The 20,470-nt window shown below is 60.9% G+C and carries 25 protein-coding genes; 12 read left to right on the top strand and 13 right to left on the bottom strand.

All coding sequences use genetic code 11. The features are described from left to right. Nucleotides 1–154 precede the first annotated feature (154 nt). Nucleotides 155–1,111 carry a MinD/ParA family ATP-binding protein gene (minD, locus tag B2G88_RS00105; RefSeq protein WP_087713638.1) on the top strand — a complete coding sequence of 319 codons (957 nt, stop codon included), beginning with the start codon at nt 155–157 and terminating at the stop codon, nt 1,109–1,111. 369 nt (nt 1,112–1,480) lie between these two features. After that, on the top strand, nt 1,481–2,017 hold the full coding sequence (locus B2G88_RS00110; protein ID WP_054862276.1) for a hypothetical protein: 537 nt from the start codon (nt 1,481–1,483) through the stop codon (nt 2,015–2,017). A 78-nt stretch (nt 2,018–2,095) separates the two neighbouring features. On the opposite strand, the gene argS is transcribed toward B2G88_RS00110, so the two are convergent. The 11 genes from argS to B2G88_RS00160 form a co-directional block, all read right to left on the bottom strand. Then, nucleotides 2,096–3,886, bottom strand: a complete 1,791-nt coding sequence (argS, locus tag B2G88_RS00115; RefSeq protein WP_087713639.1) for an arginine--tRNA ligase — start codon at nt 3,884–3,886, stop codon at nt 2,096–2,098. A gap of 66 nt (nt 3,887–3,952) precedes the next feature. Then, a complete protein-coding gene (locus B2G88_RS00120; protein WP_140408806.1) occupies nt 3,953–4,585 on the bottom strand; it encodes a hypothetical protein in 633 nt (210 codons plus the stop codon). Between the two features lie 143 nt (nt 4,586–4,728). After that, nucleotides 4,729–5,427, bottom strand: coding sequence for a uridine kinase (udk, locus tag B2G88_RS00125; RefSeq protein ID WP_054862278.1), 699 nt, complete (start codon nt 5,425–5,427; stop codon nt 4,729–4,731). Continuing rightward, nucleotides 5,420–5,965: an NUDIX hydrolase gene (locus B2G88_RS00130; protein ID WP_054862279.1), complete on the bottom strand. Its 546-nt coding sequence runs from the start codon at nt 5,963–5,965 to the stop codon at nt 5,420–5,422. The genes udk and B2G88_RS00130 overlap by 8 nt, the downstream gene beginning before the upstream one ends. Before the next feature lie 32 nt (nt 5,966–5,997). Further along, on the bottom strand, nt 5,998–7,143 hold the full coding sequence (locus tag B2G88_RS00135; RefSeq protein ID WP_087713641.1) for a threonine synthase: 1,146 nt from the start codon (nt 7,141–7,143) through the stop codon (nt 5,998–6,000). A gap of 1 nt (nt 7,144) precedes the next feature. Then, complete coding sequence (locus tag B2G88_RS00140) at nt 7,145–8,104, bottom strand: succinylglutamate desuccinylase/aspartoacylase family protein (protein ID WP_087713642.1); 960 nt, start codon at nt 8,102–8,104, stop codon at nt 7,145–7,147. Between the two features lie 101 nt (nt 8,105–8,205). Beyond that, the gene (locus B2G88_RS00145) at nt 8,206–9,732 is read right to left on the bottom strand and encodes a stage II sporulation protein M (RefSeq protein WP_054862280.1); all 1,527 of its coding nucleotides are present in this window, start codon (nt 9,730–9,732) and stop codon (nt 8,206–8,208) included. 58 nt (nt 9,733–9,790) lie between these two features. After that, nucleotides 9,791–10,069 carry a hypothetical protein gene (locus B2G88_RS00150; protein ID WP_054862281.1) on the bottom strand — a complete coding sequence of 93 codons (279 nt, stop codon included), beginning with the start codon at nt 10,067–10,069 and terminating at the stop codon, nt 9,791–9,793. A 112-nt stretch (nt 10,070–10,181) separates the two neighbouring features. After that, the gene (locus B2G88_RS00155; protein WP_054862282.1) at nt 10,182–10,733 is read right to left on the bottom strand and encodes a DoxX family membrane protein; all 552 of its coding nucleotides are present in this window, start codon (nt 10,731–10,733) and stop codon (nt 10,182–10,184) included. A gap of 184 nt (nt 10,734–10,917) precedes the next feature. Then, on the bottom strand, nt 10,918–11,088 hold the full coding sequence (locus tag B2G88_RS19330; RefSeq protein WP_176393145.1) for a hypothetical protein: 171 nt from the start codon (nt 11,086–11,088) through the stop codon (nt 10,918–10,920). A 92-nt stretch (nt 11,089–11,180) separates the two neighbouring features. Further along, entirely contained in the window at nt 11,181–11,510 is a 330-nt protein-coding gene (locus tag B2G88_RS00160) for a nuclear transport factor 2 family protein (RefSeq protein WP_054862316.1), read from the bottom strand. Between the two features lie 138 nt (nt 11,511–11,648). On the opposite strand from B2G88_RS00160, the gene B2G88_RS00165 reads away from it, so the two are divergent. From B2G88_RS00165 to B2G88_RS00175, 3 genes are all read left to right on the top strand, one after another. Then, the gene (locus tag B2G88_RS00165) at nt 11,649–12,170 is read left to right on the top strand and encodes a DUF367 family protein (protein ID WP_054862283.1); all 522 of its coding nucleotides are present in this window, start codon (nt 11,649–11,651) and stop codon (nt 12,168–12,170) included. Nucleotides 12,171–12,229: 59 nt separating this feature from the next. Continuing rightward, nucleotides 12,230–12,379 (top strand): 50S ribosomal protein L40e, encoded by a 150-nt coding sequence (locus B2G88_RS00170; protein ID WP_087713643.1) that lies wholly within the window; start codon nt 12,230–12,232, stop codon nt 12,377–12,379. A gap of 266 nt (nt 12,380–12,645) precedes the next feature. Beyond that, nucleotides 12,646–13,383: a mechanosensitive ion channel family protein gene (locus B2G88_RS00175; protein ID WP_054862284.1), complete on the top strand. Its 738-nt coding sequence runs from the start codon at nt 12,646–12,648 to the stop codon at nt 13,381–13,383. Between the two features lie 17 nt (nt 13,384–13,400). Here B2G88_RS00175 and B2G88_RS00180 read toward each other — a convergent pair whose 3' ends face one another. Next, the gene (locus tag B2G88_RS00180) at nt 13,401–14,012 is read right to left on the bottom strand and encodes an MBL fold metallo-hydrolase (protein WP_087713645.1); all 612 of its coding nucleotides are present in this window, start codon (nt 14,010–14,012) and stop codon (nt 13,401–13,403) included. A 149-nt stretch (nt 14,013–14,161) separates the two neighbouring features. Between B2G88_RS00180 and B2G88_RS00185 the strand changes: the two genes are divergently transcribed. The 7 genes from B2G88_RS00185 to B2G88_RS00215 all read left to right on the top strand — a co-directional run bounded on the left by B2G88_RS00185 (nt 14,162) and on the right by B2G88_RS00215 (nt 20,108). Continuing rightward, on the top strand, nt 14,162–14,338 hold the full coding sequence (locus B2G88_RS00185; protein ID WP_087713646.1) for a DUF5786 family protein: 177 nt from the start codon (nt 14,162–14,164) through the stop codon (nt 14,336–14,338). A 4-nt stretch (nt 14,339–14,342) separates the two neighbouring features. Beyond that, the gene (locus B2G88_RS00190) at nt 14,343–14,948 is read left to right on the top strand and encodes an endonuclease dU (RefSeq protein ID WP_087713647.1); all 606 of its coding nucleotides are present in this window, start codon (nt 14,343–14,345) and stop codon (nt 14,946–14,948) included. A 25-nt stretch (nt 14,949–14,973) separates the two neighbouring features. Next, nucleotides 14,974–15,576, top strand: a complete 603-nt coding sequence (locus B2G88_RS00195; protein WP_087713648.1) for a uracil-DNA glycosylase — start codon at nt 14,974–14,976, stop codon at nt 15,574–15,576. Between the two features lie 99 nt (nt 15,577–15,675). Further along, entirely contained in the window at nt 15,676–16,380 is a 705-nt protein-coding gene (gene hisH, locus B2G88_RS00200) for an imidazole glycerol phosphate synthase subunit HisH (protein WP_087713649.1), read from the top strand. Nucleotides 16,381–17,547: 1,167 nt separating this feature from the next. After that, on the top strand, nt 17,548–18,747 hold the full coding sequence (locus B2G88_RS00205; RefSeq protein WP_087713650.1) for a Cdc6/Cdc18 family protein: 1,200 nt from the start codon (nt 17,548–17,550) through the stop codon (nt 18,745–18,747). 57 nt (nt 18,748–18,804) lie between these two features. Continuing rightward, nucleotides 18,805–19,635 (top strand): hypothetical protein, encoded by an 831-nt coding sequence (locus B2G88_RS00210; RefSeq protein WP_054862317.1) that lies wholly within the window; start codon nt 18,805–18,807, stop codon nt 19,633–19,635. Between the two features lie 68 nt (nt 19,636–19,703). After that, a complete protein-coding gene (locus tag B2G88_RS00215) occupies nt 19,704–20,108 on the top strand; it encodes a hypothetical protein (RefSeq protein ID WP_054862285.1) in 405 nt (134 codons plus the stop codon). Here the strand turns inward: B2G88_RS00215 and B2G88_RS00220 are convergent, their stop codons facing one another. Next, nucleotides 20,109–20,465 (bottom strand): hypothetical protein, encoded by a 357-nt coding sequence (locus tag B2G88_RS00220; protein ID WP_087713651.1) that lies wholly within the window; start codon nt 20,463–20,465, stop codon nt 20,109–20,111. Between the last annotated feature and the right edge of the window lie 5 nt (nt 20,466–20,470).

Below are 20,470 nucleotides of genomic sequence, written 5' to 3' on the forward strand. Positions count from 1 at the left end.
ACACGCTACGCGTCGTATTGACAGTCATGCCTATGGAACACGTGGCTCATCTATTGTTCCATACCGGGCCGAACTAAATTATCGACACCTCACTGCTCGTCTCGAGGTGACGATTTAAGGTGTTCCCGTTCTACAGTCCGGACAGTACTCGAGTATGTCTCAAGAGACGGTCTATGCTATCGCGAGCGGGAAGGGTGGCGTCGGGAAGACGACGACGACGGTCAATATCGGAACGGCGCTTGCACAGGCGGGCAAGCGCGTGGCCGTCGTCGACGTCGATCTCGGCATGGCGAATCTCGCTGGATTCGTCAGCCTCACCCCTGACTCGACGACGCTACACGACGTGCTGGCCGGTGACGCATCGATTGAGGACGCCACCTATCGACTGGCGGATAACATCGTCGCGGTTCCAAGCGGAACGGGACTCGACGAGTACGCCGAGGCCTCTCCGGAGGGGCTTGGCGATGTCGTCGACGAACTTCGAACGGCGTACGATTACGTCTTCCTCGACGTTGGTGCCGGCATTAGCCACGAGACCGTGTTGCCACTCGGTCTCGCCGATGCCGTCCTCGTCGTCTCGACGCCCGAACCCGCAGCTGTACAGGACTCAAAAAAGACTATCGAACTGACTGCCCGCGCCAATGGCTCCGTTGCCGGCCTCGTCGTCACCCGGACCCACCCCGGAAGCGACATCTCCTACGAAGAAATCGCAGCCAGACTCGAGATCCCGCTGCTCGGGACGATCCCCGAAGACAGCGCGGCCCGTGAGAGCGTCTACGCCGGCACGCCACTCGTTGTCTACAACGCAGAAGGGTCGGCTGCAATCGCCTACCGGACGCTCGCGGCCGATCTCGCCGGGATCGAACTTGCCGCGCCAACACCGCGCTCGAGCGGTGATACGGCCGATGAGCCGGAGGCGGAAACTGAGTCGGCCCAACCGGCTGCCGATGCTGACTCCACTGACGACGCGGACTCGAGCGCCACCGAATCTGCGACTGCCGACGATGACGCTGCTGACGTCGACGACGCGAGCGACGATGACGACTCGAGCCAGGAAGCCGCACCCGACGATGTCTCGAGTGCGATCACCGAAGCCGAGTCCGATCACTGACCAGCGAAGTCGGACCAACGCCCGCAGGGCACTCCATCACACTGGAGCGACGACCGAGGTCGGTTCAGTACCCGATGAAACACCGGTATCGACACGGTAGGCACTGCCTGGAACCGCGTTTTCACTCCTCGAGGCCCCAAAATTCATCGAAGGTGGTGACTACTTTGAACCCAAGACACTCATCACGTCGAAAACGTCACCTTTCCTGACTGATTTGATCCTGTGAACAGTGGCTATATGCCGGAAATTGCTGTTCTCTGGGCCTCAAACAGTCAAACTCCGACTCACGATTGATGGCAGCCGCGATCATTTCACGCAGAGACTGGTACGAGCTAATTACTAATCCTCGAGTCTCTCGAGCGGTTGAGCATGGAGCGACGAAAAATCCTCCTTGGAAGCGGAGCCGCGCTCGCAACAATCGTTGCGGGCTGTTCCAGTTCCGAGACTGGTGACGACGACCCGAGCAACGACAGTGAAGATTCACTAACTGACCACGACGACGATGACGACTACGACGACGATCACGACGCGGACGATGATGACGACCGTGATGACGATCACGACGACATCCCCGGCTACAGTGGCGACGTCTCGTTCGACAGCGACAAACTCTCCGTCGAGAGCGTCGAGCGCAAAGACGACACACTCGATATCGTCGTCTACACGGACACGACCGACTCCTATGAACTCCGCAAAGAGTTCGAAAAACTCGGCGACGAACTCGAGAAATCGATTGACGACCCCGAGGCGTTCATCGCCGAGATCAACACACTCGAGTTGATTATCGAGTACGACGGCAGTCGCGTCCTCTCGGTGTACGTCGATGTGCAGTGGGTCATCGACTACATGCACGGCGATCTGACAGAGGAAGAACTCGGCGACAAGGTCTACGAGACCAAAGACTAACGTCCAGCGCTCGAGTGCGTTCGGCCCGACACAGTTTCCGTTTTTCTTGACGTTGATCCAACAGTGATCGCTGGCGCTCTACATAGACCGCGGCGCGTCGACACCCAGAATCGTGAGTGCGTTCGCGACCGTGTGTTTCGAGGCCGCAACGAGCGCAAGCCGTGCATCTCGCACGTCGGGGTCGACGTCATCGGCGAGCACCGGACACTCCCGATAAAAGGCGTTGAACCGATCCGCGAAGGTCCGCGTGTAGGTCGCGATCTGGTGTGGTTCCAGGTCGTCCGCCGCCTCGTCGACGACCGCCGGGAACGTCGCAATCGTCTCGAGGAGATCCTGTTCGGCTTCCGTCTCGAGCAGGTCGGCCTCGAGCGCCTCGAGTTCGATGTCCTGGTCGACGAGGTCGGTGTCGGCATCCAGTCCGGCCTCCTCTAAGATACCACAACAGCGCGCGTGAACGTACTGGACGTAGGGCGCGGATTGGGCTTCGAAATCGAGCGCCTGATCCCACTCGAAGGTGATCGCTTTCGTCGGCTGTTTCGAGACGATATCGTAGCGGACCGCGCCGATGCCGACCTGGTGGGCGATGCGCTCGATGTCCTCCTCATCCAGGTCGTCGTCGCGGATGCGGTCGTCCAGTCGGTCCTCGACTTCCTGGCGCGCGCGGTCGATGGCCTCGTCGAGGAGGTCGTCCAGATCGACGCCGGTTCCCTCCCGGGTGGACATCCCGAGTCCGCCGGGGAGGTTGACCCACGAGAAGATGACGTTCTCGAGTTGGTCGACATCGTTGCCGAGCAGGTCGAGCGTCTGTCGGAGCTGGGTCGCCTGTAGCTTGTGGTCCTCGCCGAGGACGGTCACAGCGCGGTCGTAGTTGTCGAACTTCCACTCGTGGTGGGCGAGGTCACGCGTCGTGTACAGCGTGGTGTCGTCCGAACGCAAGAACACCATTTTCTTGTCGATACCGTGTTCCTCGAGATCGAGTTGCCAGGCGTCTTCCTCGTAGACCGCTTCGTCGAGTTCTTTGAGCCGTCCCACGAGGTCGTCGGTGTCGCCGTTGCGCATAAAGCGCGTCTCCTTGACGAACTCGTCGAACTCGGCTGGCAAGCGCTCGAGACACTCCTGCATCCCAGAGAGCACCTGATCGACGACCTCGCTGACGCGCTCGTAGGTCTCCTCGTTGCCTGCCTCGAGGCCCTGCATGATCGACTCGATTTCGGCTTCGGCCTCAGCGACCTCGGCTTCGGGACCGTTCTCGAGGAAGGCGTTCCCTTTGCGGTAGTAGCGCACGAGGTCGTACTCGATGCGGTCGCGCTCGGGATCGTCCTCGAGGTCGGACTCGTCGAAGGTTTCGTAGGCCCAGGTGAAAACAGCCATCTGCCGACCGGCATCGTTGACGTAATAGTGGCGATCAACGTCGTAACCGGCGTAGTCGAGCAGGGTCGCGACGGCGTCGCCGATGATCGGATTTCGTGCGCGCCCGACGTGGACCGGCCCCGTCGGGTTCGCGCTGGTGTGTTCGACGACGACGCTGGTGTCGCGATCCGTGAGTGCGCCGTAATCCGAAGCAGTGGCCTCCGCAAGCGTATCGGAGAGGTAGGCGTCGCTCGGCAGGAAATTCAGGTACGGCCCCTGCGTCTGGAGTTCGCCAACGTATCGAAGAGCATCGACGTCGATTTCGTCGGCGATTTCGGCTGCAACCTGTGGCGGCGCTGCGCCCGCTTCGCTCGCGAGTCGGAACGCCACGCTCGAGGCGAGGACGCTCGGAACGTCCTCGGGCGGTTCTTCGAGACCGAGATCATCCGTGGGGTACTCGAGGCTCGAGAGCGCCCCCTCGAGGGCGTCTGCGACCTCGTCGCGTAGGGAGAGGAACATACCCGCTGGTATTCAGGGGGCGACTAAAGGAATGTCGGGTTCCGCTGCAGTGTGGTCGATGGCGGACTACTCGAGCAGCCGTGTGGCGGCCAGAAGTGGAAGTGCGTAGACGACCGACAGGAGGGTTGCTGCGAGCGTAATCGGGAGCAGGTAGAGGCCGAGCAGAACTCCCCAACCGGCGTTTATTGCGATCAAGCCCACGAGCACTGTCAGTCCGAACAGCGGGAGCGCCGCGAACCCGGCGACACTGAGATACCGCTGGCGTCGGGTTGAACTCATGCCGATCACGAACAACCAACTAGTTCCGTAGGCGATGAACACCTGTGGACTCGTGAGTGGTGTCAGTATCGACGATGATCTGAACGGACTCCAGTATCGAGGAAGCACGACAACGAGGACTGCGACCGCGACGACAGCCACTGCACCCGTTCCGACGGCCGCGCCAAACGACAGTGGTTCCGACGGCCGTCTCACCGACCAGCCTCCGACGACCACTCCGGCAAGCAGTGCGACGACACCGATTGCCATCGGATCGAAGAGCTGAACGGACACCCGCGGATACATGAACAGAAACGGTATCGACCGGCTCACTCGCTGGAAAAACGGCTCGACAGCGTCGAACACACTCGAGAGTGCCAGACACGCAATGGCGACGCCGACCAACCCGATCCCCACCCGCCGCTGAGACCCAACCACCATAACTACTGACAAGTTATGTGTTTCAATAATAAGTCTTCTTCACCGACAGAAGTGCGACTGTCGGGGTGTGTCTTCCTCGAGTTCGTTCAGATCGGAAAACCGCGCAAGCGAACTCGAGGGTCGCAGGGAATCACTCGAGACAATCAGTTCGTCGAGTCCGAAAACGTCAGTTCGTCTTGGCGCTCGCGCTCGACAGCAGTCTCAGCGGTGGCTCCAGCACCGCTATCACTCGAGCGTTCCGCCTCAATCTTCTCGATCAGCAACTCCACCGCAACCTGATTCGCGCCTTCGGGGATAATCACATCTGCATTTTTTGTCGTCGGCTCGACAAAGCGCTCGTGCATCGGTTTCACCGTCTCGAGGTACTGCTCCATGACGCCCTCTAAGTCGCGTCCGCGCTCGACCACGTCGCGTTCGATTCGGCGGAGGATGCGCACGTCTGCGTCGGTCATCACGTAGAGACACAGATCAAGCATCTCGAGGATGGCATCATCGTACAGCGCGAAGATACCCTCGAGGACGATTACGTCGCTCGACTCGACGGTGACGCGGTCGTCCGTGCGGTTGTGGATCTCGAAGTCGTACTGTGGCATCTCGATTGGTTGCCCCTCGAGCAGTGTCTCGAGGTGCTCGCGCAGGAGGTCCCACTCGAACGCGTCGGGATGGTCGTAGTTGACCTGTTCTCGCTCGGTGAGTTCGAGATGCGAGAGATCCTCGTAGTAGTTATCCACTGGAATACGGGTAATGGCTTCCCCGACGTGGTCGGCGACAGTGCGGGCGACTGTTGTCTTCCCAGCACCCGTTCCCCCGGCGATTCCGATGACGAACGACGGACTACGCATCGGTCGTGAAAAACGTGGCTGCTGTCTGGAATCGGTCCTCATGCACCGGCCGGAAGCGTTCGCTCGAGGCCGCAAACTCGCTCAGTGTCCAGAATTGGGCTGCGTTCGCATCGCTGCCGGCGTTCGGTTCGCCGGTCGCGTCGGCTCGGTCGGCGACGTAGTACATTGTGACGACGTGTTTCCCGTTGTGCGGTTCCAGTGCGGTTGCATCCAGCACCTCGAGGTCCGCCGGGTCGACGGAGATACCGGATTCCTCCTCGAGTTCGCGCGCCGCGGCGACGTGTGGTTCTTCGCCGACCTCCATGTGCCCGCCGGGGAGGGTCCACTCGCCGACGCCTGGCGGGACGCCACGTTCGACACAGAGGACGGCTGGCTCCGGCCCTGAACGGTCGACGACAGCGACGCCGGTACAGGGAACTGGATTGTGCCAGATCACGCGCTCGCAGGTCGGACAGCGCTGTCGCTCGCGATCTTCGAGCGTAATCGCCTCGAGTGCGTCGCCACACTGCGGACAGTAGTCGGGTGGGCGGCTGACCATCGATCTCTACGCCCTTCTCTGGGCCGGGGGTATCAAAGCGTTTTCAATCCGCTGCCGGTCAGCGGGACGACCACGTCGTCGGTCTCGTCGATGACGCCGTCTGCGCGATACGCCTCGAGCGCGGCGGGTGCGACCGCACTCGTCGGTTCGACGTAGAATCCCTTCCGGTGGAGTCGGTCGAGCGTCGCCTCGATGGGGTCGTCGCCGAGGGAGATTGCGTCGCCGTCGGTTGTCTCGATTGCCTCGAGAATCTCGTCGCGTCGCGCGGGCGTGGCGATCTGGATGCCGTCGGCGATCTCGCTGGGTGCGGGGTCGTCACTGTTGTCGCCGCCACTGTCATCGCTGCCGGCGTCGGACTCGTCGTCGTGTTCGTCCTCGAGGGCCTCGACGATGGGGGCGTGGCCGGTCGTCTGTGCGCCAAGCAGTCGGGGCATTCCGTCGACGATTCCGGCCTCGTTGAGCAGCGAGAAGCCGCGGTAGGCACCGAGAAACAAGGTGCCGTGACCAATCGGGAGCACGACGGCATCGGGGACGGTCCACCCGCGCTGGGCGGCGATTTCGAACGCGATAGTCATCGTTCCCGCGTAGAACGCGGGGTTCCAGGCGTGGCTCGCGTACCAGCCCTCTCCCGATTCGACTGCGTCGATACAGGCGTCCGTGACGTCCTGGCGGGTTCCCTCGATCCGAACCGGGCGCGCGTCAGCGCGCTGGATCGTCATCAGTTTTGACTGTTTGACATCTGCAGGAACGTAGATATCCGCCTCGAGGCCTGCGCGTGCGGCGTAGGTCGCAATCGCCGCACCCGCGTTGCCCGACGAATCCTCGAGGATGGTGTCGACGCCGAGTTCGACCGCTCGCGAGAGCGTCGTCGTCGCACCGCGGTCTTTGAACGACCCTGTCGGAAAGACGTACTCGAGTTTGAATTGGGCGTCCCACTCGGGGGCGTCGACCAGCGGTGTAAAGCCCTCGTAGAAGGTGACGTGGGGCTCGATTGGCAGGAACTCGAAGAACGTCCAGAGGCCGTCGCTGGTGTCGAGTCGGGGCAGTGGAAGCGGATTTCCTTCGGGTAGGGGCTGCTCGACGAACTCGAGGGCACAGCCACAGACACAGCGCCAGGGTTCGTCGGGGCCGGCCGCGTACGTCCGGTCGCAGACGGGACAGTGGAGATCGCTCGGCATGTCAGTAGGAGTCGATATCGGTGCCGACGGAGCAGACGTACTCGCCGGTTGCGACCTGTGGGAGTCGGCGGGTTCGCCAGAGAATACCGTCGCTGTCGGCGGTGACCGTCGTTTTCGTCTCGCCGAAGGCCGTCGTGATTTCGAAGATGGGCTCACCATGAGCGACGCGCTCGCCGAGTTCTTTGTGCATCTCGACGAGGCCGCCATTTGGCGACCCATACTGCTCGAAACTGTTCGCGCGCGTCTGGCGCTCTAAGTCGTTGGCTTCCTCGAGGAAGTCGTAGTAGCGCAAGACGTTGAACACGCCGGAAACGCCCTTCTGAATGCTTTCATCATCCCAGCCGACGCAGCCGCCGAGTTCGGGGTCGACGGTCGGGATGCCCTCGTCGGGGGCGGCACGGGCGAGTTGGCCGTCGGGGCCTTTCTGATCTAACACGTAGCCACAGCCGAAGGCTTTCGCGAGTTCGAGGCACTCCTCGTAGAGACGATGGCGCTTGCCACAGCGGACGCGAACCTCGTTGAGCATCCGACTTGTCGAGCCCTGATGGAGGTCGAGAACGAGGTCGGCGCGTGTCGCCACGTCGAACGTTGCTGCAGCGATTCGCTCGCTCGAGGTGCCCGACTCGTTGCCCGGATATGCGCGATTCATCTTCGTGTCGTCGATGGGATTCCGGTGTTCGGCGACCTGATAGGCGTGGTAGTTGACGATGCCGACGATGAGAATCGTGCCGGTGATAGTGGCGGGGTCGAGTTGGGGCACGACGCGCTGGATAACGCCGAGTCCGTTGAGTTCGTCACCGTCACTGACAGCCTGCAGATAGAGGGTTTTCCCCGATGAGGAGCCGTTGATTACGGCAACCGGCAGGCCGAACGGGTCCCCGTCTCGAGTCTCACCGACCTCGAGACGACCCGTATCGACCTCCCCGGGTGCGGCACTCGCCGTTCCGAGCGTCGTCGTCATGTCATCCACGACGGACCGGCCGGCCTTTATTGGTTCGGTGTTTCCCGGCCGGCGGCGGGTCGAAATCGCGCGTCGGGTCGCTGGTGTTGCCCGTTGTTTCACTACAGGAACAGGTCGTAGTAGTACGGACTGATGAAGCCTTCGACCACTGCGGCAATCGCCAGCAGGATTCCGACGCCGATCAGCACCCAAAACGCACGCTCGAGGCGGTCGGCGAACGCGACGCGGCTGAGTCGTCCCTGAACGGCTCGGAACCACGCAATCCCGAGCGAGATCCCGACGACCGTTGCGATGAAAATCGCCGGAATCTCGAAGATGCCGTGGGGGATCACGAACGCCAGCAACTCGAGCGGTTCGACCTCGAGTCGAGCCATGACGCCCAGGAAGACGCCGTTGAACACCAGTGAGAAGATCGCTGGAATCGCGAGTGCAAGGCCGCCAAAAGCAGTCATCAGCGCGACCAGCCAGTTATTGCCGAAGAACTCGAGGGCTGCAGCCGGCGGCATGTGGCCCTCGAGTCGGGCCGCAATCGAGGCCTCGAGCACGCCGACATCGGTGTAGGGATCGGCGAGTCGCCAGCCGACCCAGAACGACACGAGCGCGAGGGCGACGACGATGGCGTGGGTGCCAAGCGTTCCGCGGACGAACGTGACCATTTCGGTCCAGCCGTGTCGCAGTCCTCCTGTGGTTCGTCGGCGGAGTGGCCGCTCGGCAGGCGCTGGCGGCGTCAGTCGGCCACGATACTGTACGTAGAGCGAACTCTTCAGCAGGTCAAGCGCCGGCAACAACACCAGTGCACTCAGCAACGGAATAATCGCAGTGACCTCGACGAGCGCGAGCAGGCCAGTGAGTGTCGAGATTGCGAACATCGCCCCAATCGACACCACGTAGTAGACGATAGCTCCGACGGGTTGTGCTCGGATGAACCGTCCGGCGCTCGAGACCGAGTCGAAAATCCCTGCATCGTCGACGACGACGGCGACCGGCGCGAACGCAAACAGCGCGCGGATGACTGCGAGAACGCCGACGAACACGAGCGCGACGAGCAGACCCATGAGAACGCCAACGAGCGGGTCCGCAACGGCGAGCAGTCCGACGAACAGCGTCGCGCCGATGCCGCCACCGACGAGGACGACCGCCCAGAGGAAGAACTCGAGGACGTAGAGACCGGCGATCCGAAGCCAGTACCGGCGCGCACCGGCGATTCCGGCAACGAGTCCGCGTTCGTCACGCAGCCGCCCGTAACACGCCGACAGCTGGCTGGCGGTGACGATGCCGTACAGGATGATGGCACCGAGAACGCCCACAATGACTGTCCCGACTGCAAGCACCAGTATCGGGAACGGAAACAGCAGTTCCAGTATCGGAAGTAACTGTTCGAACCAGGCCTCGAACGCATCGGGGTTCGCTTGGGGGTCCGGCATCGGGTCAACTGTCTCGAACTCGGCCAGTGCCGCCTCGAGTCGGCCGGTCGTCTCGAGGTAGTAGTAGCCGATGAACGCCGCGATAAATGGAATCACGCGGATAATGGCAGGAACGGCAGCACCGAGTACGTACAGCGGTAAGATGTCGGCCGGTCGCCGCCGGAAGACAGCGCCGACAGCTCTGACAGCAGTTGCAATCGCCATACCCGGTATTGCACCGTCTCTCAGTTAAACGAACCTATCGAAAGGGTAACTGAAACAGCTAGTTGAACGTCCGATCATCGAAGCCGTCGCCCTCCGTATCGTCCGTCTGATCTCGCGAGAGCCGTGGCGTGAAGCCGCCGGTGAGTATTACGGCGACGACAACCAGTGACGCCGACAGCACGACGTAGTTCGCGCTCGGTTCGTAGCCCGCCAGTCCCGCACCCGTCGAAATGACGAAGATTGCGACCGCGAAAACGACGATTGCGACGAGCCCGATAACGACGATACCGAGCACACTGACGAGCAGTCCGCCGAGAAGCCGACGTATCGATGGCATTGTCGTTCCTCTGTTCACAACACGAGACTGTAGTCATTGCGCAATTGCTCTGACTGTCTCAAACCGAGGGAAAACAGCGCTCGAAAGAGTCGGATCGGTTAGCTGTCCGTCCTTAGCCGAGGATGTACCGGAGTTTCGGGTAGCGCTCGATCAGTTTCTCGCCGCCGACCTCGAACTGTTCGATGTAGCGGTCGGCACCGAGGATGCGTCCAGCGCCGAGTGCGGCGATGGTCAGGAAGACCATCAGGTAGACGAAGTCGCTGTTTGCGAACCCGAGCGGGCCAGCGACGTCCCAACTGGCGAGGTAGAACATCGACATCTGCATGGCCCCGCCTAAGGCTGCGAGCCTGACGAGTCCGCCCACGAGCAGGCCCACACCGATCAGGAGCTGGGTTGCCGGGACGATCACGTTGACCATGTCCATGAGTGCCGGGTTTGCCGCCATCGATTCGAAGACACCGGCGAAGGGGCCGCTTGCCCCCATCAGGTAGCCGCTTGCGTCGAACGCTTCTCCCGTTACCTTCCCGAGTCCAGCACCCAGGAAGACAAGCCCCATCGTTACCCGCAATCCGACGACGAACCACGCACTCAACGCGTGGGGTTCACCCTCGAGCGTCACACCGCCGTACCGGCTTTTCAGCCGATTTTCCGAAGCTGCTGCCATTGGTGGTCACCTTACGGGTACACGTTGAACGACTGTTTACTTGAACCGGACTTGTCGTTCCCGATACGAAGGAATGATTCCAGCTGTGTGAAAATCGAAACCGAACATGGTCGGTATGTGGTACAGGTGCATCTTCGCCGCTGCGCGGTCCATCACTCGGCCGATTGGGTAGAACGTGAGTTCGTTATGATTTTGCGCCGGCGACGCCGCTCCCGATTGCCGCGCCACACTCGGTACAAGCGACGAGGTAGAACCGTTTCGACGCCGCGAAGAATCCAGTCGAGGCATCCATTTCGACGAAGTCAACGTCCGAGTCACTCGTGAAGTCGGCTCCGCAGTCAGGGCAGTGAACCATACACACAAACGAGTTAGCTCCTATGAATATTTTCTGTTGCTCTGACGAAAATCAGTCCACCGCTGACCGTCTCGAGTGCGCAGTTCAATTCATCATCGAGCGTAGGTCTCGAGACGCCGGATTTTCCCGTCTGCAAGCGAGAAGAAATCAGCGAACTCGAACAGCGTCTCATCTGAGTCAGTATCGACGACAGTGCCTCGAGCGGCGACCAGTTCGTCGTCTGCGACGAGAGCGTTGATCTCGTGGCGAGTGTTCGGATTCGGCCGCTCCCCGCGCATGAACTGGATAAACGCTGTTCGATCATCGAAGGTTCGGTCCGGCCGGCGCTGGACGAACGAGGGCGCGAGGATCGACTCGAGTCGCTCGTACTCGTGGCCATCCAGTGCGTCGTAGTACTGTCGAACGAGACCGGCTGGGTCCATACGTCGCTCTTTCGACGCGAGTGTCAAAAGTGTGGGCTGGCTCGGCTGTTCGGTCAGAACAGACACCCGCAACCAGCCGATGTGCTCGAGGTCGAGTATCGACCCGCTTTTCTCGCGTGCGCCCGAAGTCGACCTATCGTGGAGTGTCACGTCTACTACGAGGGGGATGACGACCCCGACAAGTGTACCGCCCGTCGACTCGAGCGCTTCGATGAGGCGATTCTCCATCGCTCGATGCGTCAGGTCCCCTACGGCGTCGTTCTCAACCCCCATGCCGAGCAAGCCCTCTCGCCGGCTGATGCCGAAGACGGACTCGGCACGCTGGTCGCGCTGGATTGCTCGTGGGAGTCCGCCGAAGCAGCCTCGTTTCGCATGAACGGCGTTCATCGCGCCCTGCCGTTTCTCGTCGCCGCAAACCCAATCAACTACGGCCGCCCGTTTCAACTGACAACCGTCGAGGCGCTCGCGGCCGCCTGCTGTATCTTCGACGAGTACGACCGCGCCGACGCCCTCCTCGAGCCGTTTCGGTGGGGCAAGACCTTCCTGACGCTGAACGAGGAACCGCTTCGGCGTTACAGCGAGTGTGCCGACTCGAGCGAGGTTGTCGCCGTTCAGGACGACTATTTGGCGGACGACGACGCTGTCACTGACGAGGACTGATCACACGCGAGTGAGTCGGGACCACAGCGGTTATATGTACCACGGGCTAACGGAGCGACATGCCAAGTTTCGACGCTGCCGAAGACCGGACACTCGAGAAGATGATCTGCATGCGCTGTAACGCACGCAATCCACAGGATGCAGACAGTTGCCGCAAGTGCGGCTACAAGAACCTGCGTCCGAAAGCCAAAGAACCCCGCGCCGCATAACGCTGCGTTCCTGCGTTTTTCGTTCCGTTATTCGTTCAGTATCGACCGTCCACGAACCAGTGGGTAGCGTGTGCTGGCCAGTCCCCTCGATAACTGATACGTATAACTATCCATAATTATTCGGACCTAACTTCTCAAAATGTCTGTGCGTTAGACGTAAATCAAAGACACTAATTAGGTTGATTCCAACTCTCGGCCATGATCGTGTCCATATCCACGACTGAACAGAAAATTGAGATGAGCGCGAATACTGGAGGTGACCGATGATGCAACCACTGCTTATCGACGGCATTCGAATGGCAGTTACGGATAACATCGTCGGATTCGTCGAATTCCTGCCGACACTGATCGGCGCTGCGGTACTCGTCTACATCGGACTCTATCTCGGAAGGAAACTCGAGCCGATGGTCACCGACGCCGGCCGTCGTGTCGAACTCGACGAAAAAGTCCGTGAGACTCCCTTCGACGCGCTGTTTCCGGACGGCGACGACGGCGTCTCGAGGGTGTTTGGAGTCCTCATCAAGTTCTACGTGGCAGCGATCGCACTGGTTGTTGCGATCGAGTGGCTCCTCATTCAGATTGCGACGACGAACTGGTATCTGACCGACTACCTCCAGGAACTGCTGGGCTACGTCCCGCCGTTCGTTATCGGCGGCGCAGTTCTGTTCGTGGGCTTTTACGTGGCCAACTGGGCAACCGACGAAGTTCGCGACTCCGTACTCGCCGACCGGTTCGATATCTCGCCGCTCGCGGCCGGGACGACCAAGGCGTTTCTGTACTTCGTCGTTCTCGTCATCGGTCTCGACACGATGGGCGTCGACGTGACCATCCTCCACACGTTCGCGCAGGCGTTCGCGTACGCCGCCGGCCTCGCGCTCGCGCTGGCTGTCGGCATCGCGTTCGGCTGGGGCGGAAAAGACTACGTCGCAGAGAATATCGATAGCTGGTTCCAGCCGTCCGAAAACGCGGCCGACGATGCGACAGCAACCGTGAGCGACGACTGAGACTGCCGAACGGAGTCTCACTCCTCAGGATACTTCGGCTCTCGTTTTTCTGCACGCTCGAGTGCCGTCTCGACGACATCGCGCACGTCGCCGTGGAAGATGCCGCCGTGACCGGCGTACATGTGCTTGACGTCCGCAGGCATGCGCTCGAGTAAATCCTCGATGCTCTCGATGAGTCGCTCGCGTGACTGGCCCGGCATGTCGGTGCGGCCGAAACTGCCGTACTCGAACGCGCCGTCGTCGTGGACGACGACATCGCCGGAGAACAGCGTTGACTCGGAGACGAACGAAACGTGGTCATCAGCGTGGCCAGGCGTGTAGACCACCTCGAACTCCTTGCCGCTAATGTGGACGGTATCGCCATCATCGAGTGCGTAATCACGCAGTTCGTGATGGCTATGGGCGTACACCTCGGGATCGAAGGCATCGACGACGGCCTCGAGTTGCTCGACGTGGTCGCCGTGTTGGTGGGTCAGGACGACGGTATCGAGGTCGTCGGTGTGGGTGGCAATGGCGTCGACGACGCCGTCCCACGAGCCGGCATCGACCAGCGTTGTCTCCTCGCCGACCACCAGAAACGCGTTGCAGGTGAACGTCTCTGCATCCTCTGTGACGTGATGGACTTCCATAGTTGCTCTCTCAGTATCAGACAGTAAAATCCTGGTGTCGCCCACCCGACGTTGCCTCGAAATCAGAAGCGACAGTTGATTTTCGCAGTGTATTTGTCGCAATAATTGACCATGGATTTTTTGACTCTCACGCTCGTATGGTTACCTGTATGGGATTCGGGAGCTACGACGAATCCGAGCAACAAGACGTCGATGCTGACTTTGATGACGATGATGCAGTCCAGTCCTCGGAAACCGATCACGACGGAACGATAGAATTCGAAAATGGGGCCTCGAGCGATGAACTGCTCGACCGACTCAAAGACATAAAAGACGGCGACGAGTAAGCCGATGAAAGCCGGGGTGCGGGCGCTGGGCATCGCCGAATCGTACCACGGCGACGACGAGACCGGTTCGGAGAGCACACTCGCGGCTGCTGTCGTGCGTGCCGATCAGGTGGTCGACGGACTCGCATACACGTCGTGTACTGTCGGCGGCACGGACGCGACGGCCGCCGTCTGTGAACTCGTTGCTGATCTCGGTCGCCCGGACGTTCGGTACGTCTTGCTCGGCGCTGTCGCCCCCGCGTGGTACAACGTTCTCAATCTCTCAGAGATTGCACGCACAGCTGACCGGCCGGTGATCGCCGTTACGTTCGAAGACAGCGACGGCCTCGAGGCCGGCATTCGCGGTGCGTTTTCGGATGGCGAACGCGACCAGCGCCTCGAGACGTATCGCTCGCTCCCAGAGCGCCAGGCGGTGTCTGTCAACGACGAGACGGTCTACGTCAGGTGTGTTGGCCTCGAGCGCAATGTGGCAGCCGAGGTCGTTCGCGGATTTACGCCCGAAGGCGGCCGACCGGAACCGATTCGGGTCGCACGGCTCGCGGCTCGAGCGGGCGATACCTACGCGCGGTCGCAGACAGCGGATTCGGAATCGGAAAGGCGAAAGACGTAGTAGGTGTCCGGCAAAGCCAGCACCTATGGGCGAGATGGAAGAGTGTTCCGTGACCGAGTGTACGCGCTGTCCCGAACTGGTCGACTCTCGCAGTCAGATCGTCAACGGCACCGGACCCGAAGACGCCGACGTACTGTTCGTCGGCGAAGGGCCGGGTGCACAGGAAGATACGGAGGGCGAGCCGTTCGTCGGCCGCAGCGGCTCCGTGTTAGACGATCAACTTCGGACTGTCGGACTCGACCGCGAGTCAGTTCGGATCACCAACTGCGTACGCTGTCGACCGCCGGAGAACCGCGATCCAACTACCGAGGAACTCAGCAACTGCCGTGGCTACCTCGAGACCGAAATCGACCGCGTCGATCCGGACGTGATTATCACGCTCGGGAAGGTGCCGAGTGAACACCTCCTCGAGCGCTCGGTTGCGGTGACCAAGGAAGCAGGCACCGTCGAGGAGGTGCGGATTCAGGGGACGCCACGGCGACTCCTGATTTGTGTCCACCCCGCGGCGATGCTGTATGACCGCAGTCAGGAAGACACGTTCAACGAGACGATTGCACATGCAGCGGAACTCGCTGGCGTTGAGGGCAGCGAGGGCGGAAGCGGCCAGACGCACCTCGACAACTTCTGATTGTGGTGGGGAGACGTCTGATCGCAGTACCGATTGGTCTGACCGTGTAAGGTTAGCGGGAAGGGTAATGCACTTTAGCGCTTCCCACCGAGTACCAGTATGAGCACTGTTTCGTCTGCAACCGAGCAATCGCTTGCATCCGTCGTCGTCGTCGACTACGGCCTGGGGAACCTCCGCAGCGTGACTCGCGGCTTAGAGCGCGCTGGTGCCGATGTCGAGATCACCGACGACCCCGACGCGTTCGCCGCTGCCGATGGGATTGTCCTCCCCGGTGTCGGCGCGTTTCGCGAAGGTGTCGAGAACGCTGATCCGCTCCGCGAGGAACTCCTCGAGATTGCAGCAAGCGACACGCCGCTGTTCGGGATCTGTCTCGGGATGCAGATGCTGTTGACGACCAGTGAGGAAGGCGAAACTGATGGCGACGCCGCTGTCCAGGGCCTGGACCTGATTCCGGGAACCAACGTTCGATTCGACGAGGGTCAGAAGGTCCCACACATGGGCTGGAACGAACTCGAGGTCGAGCGCGAGCACCCGTTGGTCGAGGGCGTCGACAACGTTGCGTCGGAGACGCAACCAGCAGACGGATCCGTCGACGGCGAGTACGCCTACTTCGTCCACTCCTACTACGCTGTCCCGGACGACGAGAACGCAGCCGTCGCGACCACGGAGTACGGCCTCGAGTTCCCGTCGATCATCGCCAACGAGGATGGCACCGTCTTCGGCACGCAGTTTCACCCCGAAAAGAGCGGAGAAACTGGGTTGCAGATCCTACGGAACTTCGTTGAGATTTGCAGTCAGGAGTGACGGCCGCGAGCGAACAACGTGAGCGAGCGGTTTTTTGGCCTCTTGCCGAACGAAGTGAGGCAACGGTCAGCGAGAGCACGCTCTCGCCAGACAGATTTTTGCGCGAGGGTGAGTGGAACGAACCCGAGTGGAAAAAGGTGGGCGTGAGAGACTGGGTTACAGATCCTTCAGAACTTCGTTGTAATTTGCAGTCAGGAGTGACCCTGCGGTCGTATTTCTGTGTGCTGCCGTGGAGACACACCCCGGAGTGCCGCTGTATAGTGGTGCGGTGGGCGTGCAGTTTTCGAAGTGACTCGGACTCGAGTATCGCCAACTGTGAGTCGTTTGTCTACGAGCGGGCCGGTACTCTCTGGAAACAGCATTGTTCGATAGCGGTGTGGTTCTCCGAACTCGTCTCAACTTTCCAAGTTCACTGTTTGACCATCCTTGTCCCAATACCAGAATAGATAAATACAATATCTTTGTAATAGTCCAGTAAGTCAATCGAACGATATCTGTTCGATTCGGATCGAACACCACCCGAGTTCGAGGTAAATTCACCCTTCTCGAGGCCTCATTCCCGTGACTTTGGTATCAATACCGGCTCTCCTCTGGCGCTGAGAATTGTGACTGATTGGTATCTCGGCAGTGCAGTGACTCGAGCAATTCACCAGTCCACCCACCATTTCGACTCGACCACTCACGGATATCGTTACAGCGGCACCGCGGGGTGTCTGTCTCCCCATACAGCGGCACTCCGGGGTGAGAATCCCCACCAATGGGTCTCTTGACACGAGTTCGCGTTCGAATACAGCGGAACCGTGGCTGGCTGACGTCAGCAGGTCGACTCAAAGAGTGTCTCGGACTGGCTGCACTTCCGGGAATCGATACAGCGGCACTCGGGGGTCCGGCGTATGTATACAGCGGCAATCAGGGGTACCCGGTCACGTCTCTGTGTCGGCGACTAGGGACTCACATCGCGTGGACCTCGAGTAATGCACTCGAGATACCCACCGAAATCGTCCCGGTCTATACAGCGGAACCACGGGGTGTCTTGGCCCTTATACAGCGGAACCGAGGGGTGTACAATCGGATTCTCGAGACATCACGCGGGGAGACCCATCCTATACAGCGGAAACGCGGTTCCGAAGGTTTAAGATAGGGCCGAATCGTATCCTCGAGCAGTGAATGTCGGATTCGATGGACTATTTCGGAACGGAGAACGAAATCTTCCGGAACAAGGAGCTGCTGCAGGTCTCACACCTCCCCGACGGTGATCGAATCATCGGTCGTGAGGACGAACTAACGAATCTCGCGAACGCGATCAAGCCCGCGACGCGTGGGAATACGCCAAACAACGTCCTCGTCTACGGAAAGACGGGCACTGGCAAATCGCTGTGCTCGAAGTTTATCACGAATCAGGCAATCGACCGCGCCAAGCAAAATGATATCTCGATTGGCGTCGCCTACGTCGACTGTCTGCAGGAATCAACCGAAACGCAGGCCGTCCAGTCGGCTGGCCATCGGCTCAACGACAAAGCCGAGACGGACATTTCGATCCCTCACTCGGGGCTGAGCACAGCCGAGTACTACCGTCGGCTCTGGCAGATCATCGACACGCGCTACGACGTCGCCTTGATCATCCTCGACGAAGTCGACAAGATCGAAGACGACGATATCCTGATGCAACTCTCGAGAGCCGTCGAATCCGGGAAACTCACCTCGAGTACGGTTGGCGTCATCGGCATTTCGAACAAGGTCCGGTACAAGGATTCACTCGACGAACGCATCAAGTCGAGTCTGTGTGAACGCGAGTACGTCTTCTCGCCCTACGATGCGACCCAGATCCGCGAGATTCTCCGCTCGCGCTCCGACGCATTCCACGAGGGCGTCCTCGAGGACGGCGTCGTTCCCCGCGTCGCCGCCCTCGCGGCCCGCGAACACGGCGACGCGCGCAAGGCAATCGACATTCTCCGCTTTGCGGGCGAGATCGCCGAGGAGAACGACCGCGAGCGCGTGACCGAGTCGTGCGTCGATCAGGCCCACGAACGCGAGGAGACGAGCCGGCTGGCCGAACTCATCTCCAAGAGTCCGAGTCACGCGAAACTCGTCCTCGAGGCCATGGCGTTGCTCACCCAGCAGAAAGAGGGGACTGACGTGCCGGTGCGGACGAACGAGGCCTACGAACTCTACAAGCGCCTCTGTGATCGCGATCAGTCTGACCACCTGAAGCTCCGTCGGGTTCGGGATATCCTCTCGGAACTCGAGTTTCTCTCGATCATCGAACAGGAGCGCAAGTGGGCGGGGAAGGGAAAGGGTAACTACATGGAGAATCGGCTGATTGACGATCCCGAAGTGATTATCGCCGCGTGTAACGAGTCGGACTGACACCCGTCCGCGCTCGAGTGGGGTGGCTTTACGTCTGTGTTCTGCGAACCCGTTGGTATGTATGGCGTGCTGACCGACGACCGTGAACTGGCGCAAGCAGGCGTCGGTGACCGGCCACACTTTTTCGCAGAGGCCGTCGATGGGACGCGTCGCGAACCGCTCGAGGCGGCAATCAACGCCGTTGCCTGCTGGGGCGATACGGCGACGGTTCGAGACGACCCGACACGGGCTGCCGTGACCGCCGACGGAGTTCGTGCAACACCCGATGCTCGCGGGCATCACTGGGGGACTGTCTGTCCGAGTGATTCCGAGTACCGCGAGGCGCTGCTCGAGCGAATCGAACGCGTCGGCAGCGTCGGCGACGTTCGACTCACGACGGTCGGCGTTCCCGGCGCATCGTTCTGTCACTGCGAGCGCTGTGATCACGCGTTCGATGAGAGCGACCACACCGACCGCGGAGTCTGGCGGGCAGCGCTCATCACGGCGTTCGTCGCTGACGCTGCCGAGCGCGTCACCGGCGACCTGCTCGTGACCTTGTATCCGGATCCGTATCCCGGCCACCTGCGCGAGCGGACCGGTCTCGAGCCGGCTGCACTCGAGCCACACGTCGACGGCTTCGTCGTCCCCCTCTGTGGCGTCGGCTACGGGACGACCTACTGGGTCGAGTCACTGGCACAGGGGTTTGCAAGCGAACTCGAGGGCCTGGACGTCCCGCTCACGATTCAACTCTCAGCGGCCGACACCGAGGCCGACCGGCTTGCAGAGCTGACCCAACAACTCGAGCCCTATGCTGACCGGTTCGTCTACGGGACCCACCCTGACGATGCAGCGACCGTCCGGGATGTGATTCGGCGTCTGTCCGGAGCCAACGTGCACACCCCCGCCTAATCGACGTGCACTTTCCCACCTGAGCCGTTCCCACACTACTTTATTCCACGCGCTCACAGTCTCTGGTCATGCCGCAGTTCGAACGACGCGTGAGTCTCGCCATCGGTGTCCTCTTTCTTGCAACCTTCGGGTGGTCGCTGTGGTCCAGTCTCGAGGTGCTGCTCGATGGATTGGATTCGACAACGGCACTCCTGACGCTCGCTGGCGGTGGACTGATGCTGTTGGCGGGGATAACGTTCGTCGTTGCAGGTGTCGTCGATCAGCTGTCGGTCGGAACGCAGACGCTCGAGTGGTGGCAGATCCAGAGCGTTGGCTACGTCGCGATTGGGTTGTATATGGCCATTTCCGGCATCGTCCAGGCACCGCTGTCACTTCTCGGAGGCATGCTCCTGCTCGGTGGGGCAGCCATCATCGTCTTCGGACTCGTTCGCGCACGTGCGGGGCCGCCGACGGATGACGCGACTGCGGTGTAGTTACAGCAACTCGCGGACTTCCGAGTACCACATGTCGTGGTAGTCGACGTGGCCGACACGGCGGGCGATGGCGACCGCGAGGGCATGCCAGCACAGCTCTGTCGGATCCTCATCGTCCAGATTGTACTCGCTGTCCTTGCAGGTACAGCCACCGTCTTCGACGATGTACTCGTCATCGTAGCCGACGACAATCGTAAAATCTTGGTAGGCTTTGACGCGACCCTCGCCGACGGCCTCGATGGCGCGAACCCCACGGTCGCCGTGCAGACGCGAGATCTGATCGACGAGATCCGGCGTCAACTCGCCTGCCTCCTCGAGGTCGGCTTGCCACTGCTCGACGGGGTTCGCGTTCGACACGTTCG

The sequence above is a fragment of the Natronolimnobius baerhuensis genome (genome assembly GCF_002177135.1).
Taxonomy (GTDB): domain Archaea; phylum Halobacteriota; class Halobacteria; order Halobacteriales; family Natrialbaceae; genus Natronolimnobius; species Natronolimnobius baerhuensis.

Excerpts from the sequence above, each read along its gene's own strand:
- minD (WP_087713638.1), top strand. The coding sequence starts at position 155 with ATGTCTCAAGAGACGGTCTATGCTATCGCGAGCGGGAAGGGTGGCGTC.
- B2G88_RS00110 (WP_054862276.1), top strand. The coding sequence starts at position 1,481 with ATGGAGCGACGAAAAATCCTCCTTGGAAGCGGAGCCGCGCTCGCAACA.
- argS (WP_087713639.1), bottom strand. The coding sequence starts at position 3,886 with ATGTTCCTCTCCCTACGCGACGAGGTCGCAGACGCCCTCGAGGGGGCG.
- B2G88_RS00120 (WP_140408806.1), bottom strand. The coding sequence starts at position 4,585 with ATGGTGGTTGGGTCTCAGCGGCGGGTGGGGATCGGGTTGGTCGGCGTC.
- udk (WP_054862278.1), bottom strand. The coding sequence starts at position 5,427 with ATGCGTAGTCCGTCGTTCGTCATCGGAATCGCCGGGGGAACGGGTGCT.
- B2G88_RS00130 (WP_054862279.1), bottom strand. The coding sequence starts at position 5,965 with ATGGTCAGCCGCCCACCCGACTACTGTCCGCAGTGTGGCGACGCACTC.
- B2G88_RS00135 (WP_087713641.1), bottom strand. The coding sequence starts at position 7,143 with ATGCCGAGCGATCTCCACTGTCCCGTCTGCGACCGGACGTACGCGGCC.
- B2G88_RS00140 (WP_087713642.1), bottom strand. The coding sequence starts at position 8,104 with ATGACGACGACGCTCGGAACGGCGAGTGCCGCACCCGGGGAGGTCGAT.
- B2G88_RS00145 (WP_054862280.1), bottom strand. The coding sequence starts at position 9,732 with ATGGCGATTGCAACTGCTGTCAGAGCTGTCGGCGCTGTCTTCCGGCGG.
- B2G88_RS00150 (WP_054862281.1), bottom strand. The coding sequence starts at position 10,069 with ATGCCATCGATACGTCGGCTTCTCGGCGGACTGCTCGTCAGTGTGCTC.
- B2G88_RS00155 (WP_054862282.1), bottom strand. The coding sequence starts at position 10,733 with ATGGCAGCAGCTTCGGAAAATCGGCTGAAAAGCCGGTACGGCGGTGTG.
- B2G88_RS19330 (WP_176393145.1), bottom strand. The coding sequence starts at position 11,088 with ATGGTTCACTGCCCTGACTGCGGAGCCGACTTCACGAGTGACTCGGAC.
- B2G88_RS00160 (WP_054862316.1), bottom strand. The coding sequence starts at position 11,510 with ATGGACCCAGCCGGTCTCGTTCGACAGTACTACGACGCACTGGATGGC.
- B2G88_RS00170 (WP_087713643.1), top strand. The coding sequence starts at position 12,230 with ATGCCAAGTTTCGACGCTGCCGAAGACCGGACACTCGAGAAGATGATC.
- B2G88_RS00175 (WP_054862284.1), top strand. The coding sequence starts at position 12,646 with ATGCAACCACTGCTTATCGACGGCATTCGAATGGCAGTTACGGATAAC.
- B2G88_RS00180 (WP_087713645.1), bottom strand. The coding sequence starts at position 14,012 with ATGGAAGTCCATCACGTCACAGAGGATGCAGAGACGTTCACCTGCAAC.
- B2G88_RS00185 (WP_087713646.1), top strand. The coding sequence starts at position 14,162 with ATGGGATTCGGGAGCTACGACGAATCCGAGCAACAAGACGTCGATGCT.
- B2G88_RS00190 (WP_087713647.1), top strand. The coding sequence starts at position 14,343 with ATGAAAGCCGGGGTGCGGGCGCTGGGCATCGCCGAATCGTACCACGGC.
- B2G88_RS00195 (WP_087713648.1), top strand. The coding sequence starts at position 14,974 with ATGGGCGAGATGGAAGAGTGTTCCGTGACCGAGTGTACGCGCTGTCCC.
- hisH (WP_087713649.1), top strand. The coding sequence starts at position 15,676 with ATGAGCACTGTTTCGTCTGCAACCGAGCAATCGCTTGCATCCGTCGTC.
- B2G88_RS00205 (WP_087713650.1), top strand. The coding sequence starts at position 17,548 with ATGTCGGATTCGATGGACTATTTCGGAACGGAGAACGAAATCTTCCGG.
- B2G88_RS00210 (WP_054862317.1), top strand. The coding sequence starts at position 18,805 with ATGTATGGCGTGCTGACCGACGACCGTGAACTGGCGCAAGCAGGCGTC.
- B2G88_RS00215 (WP_054862285.1), top strand. The coding sequence starts at position 19,704 with ATGCCGCAGTTCGAACGACGCGTGAGTCTCGCCATCGGTGTCCTCTTT.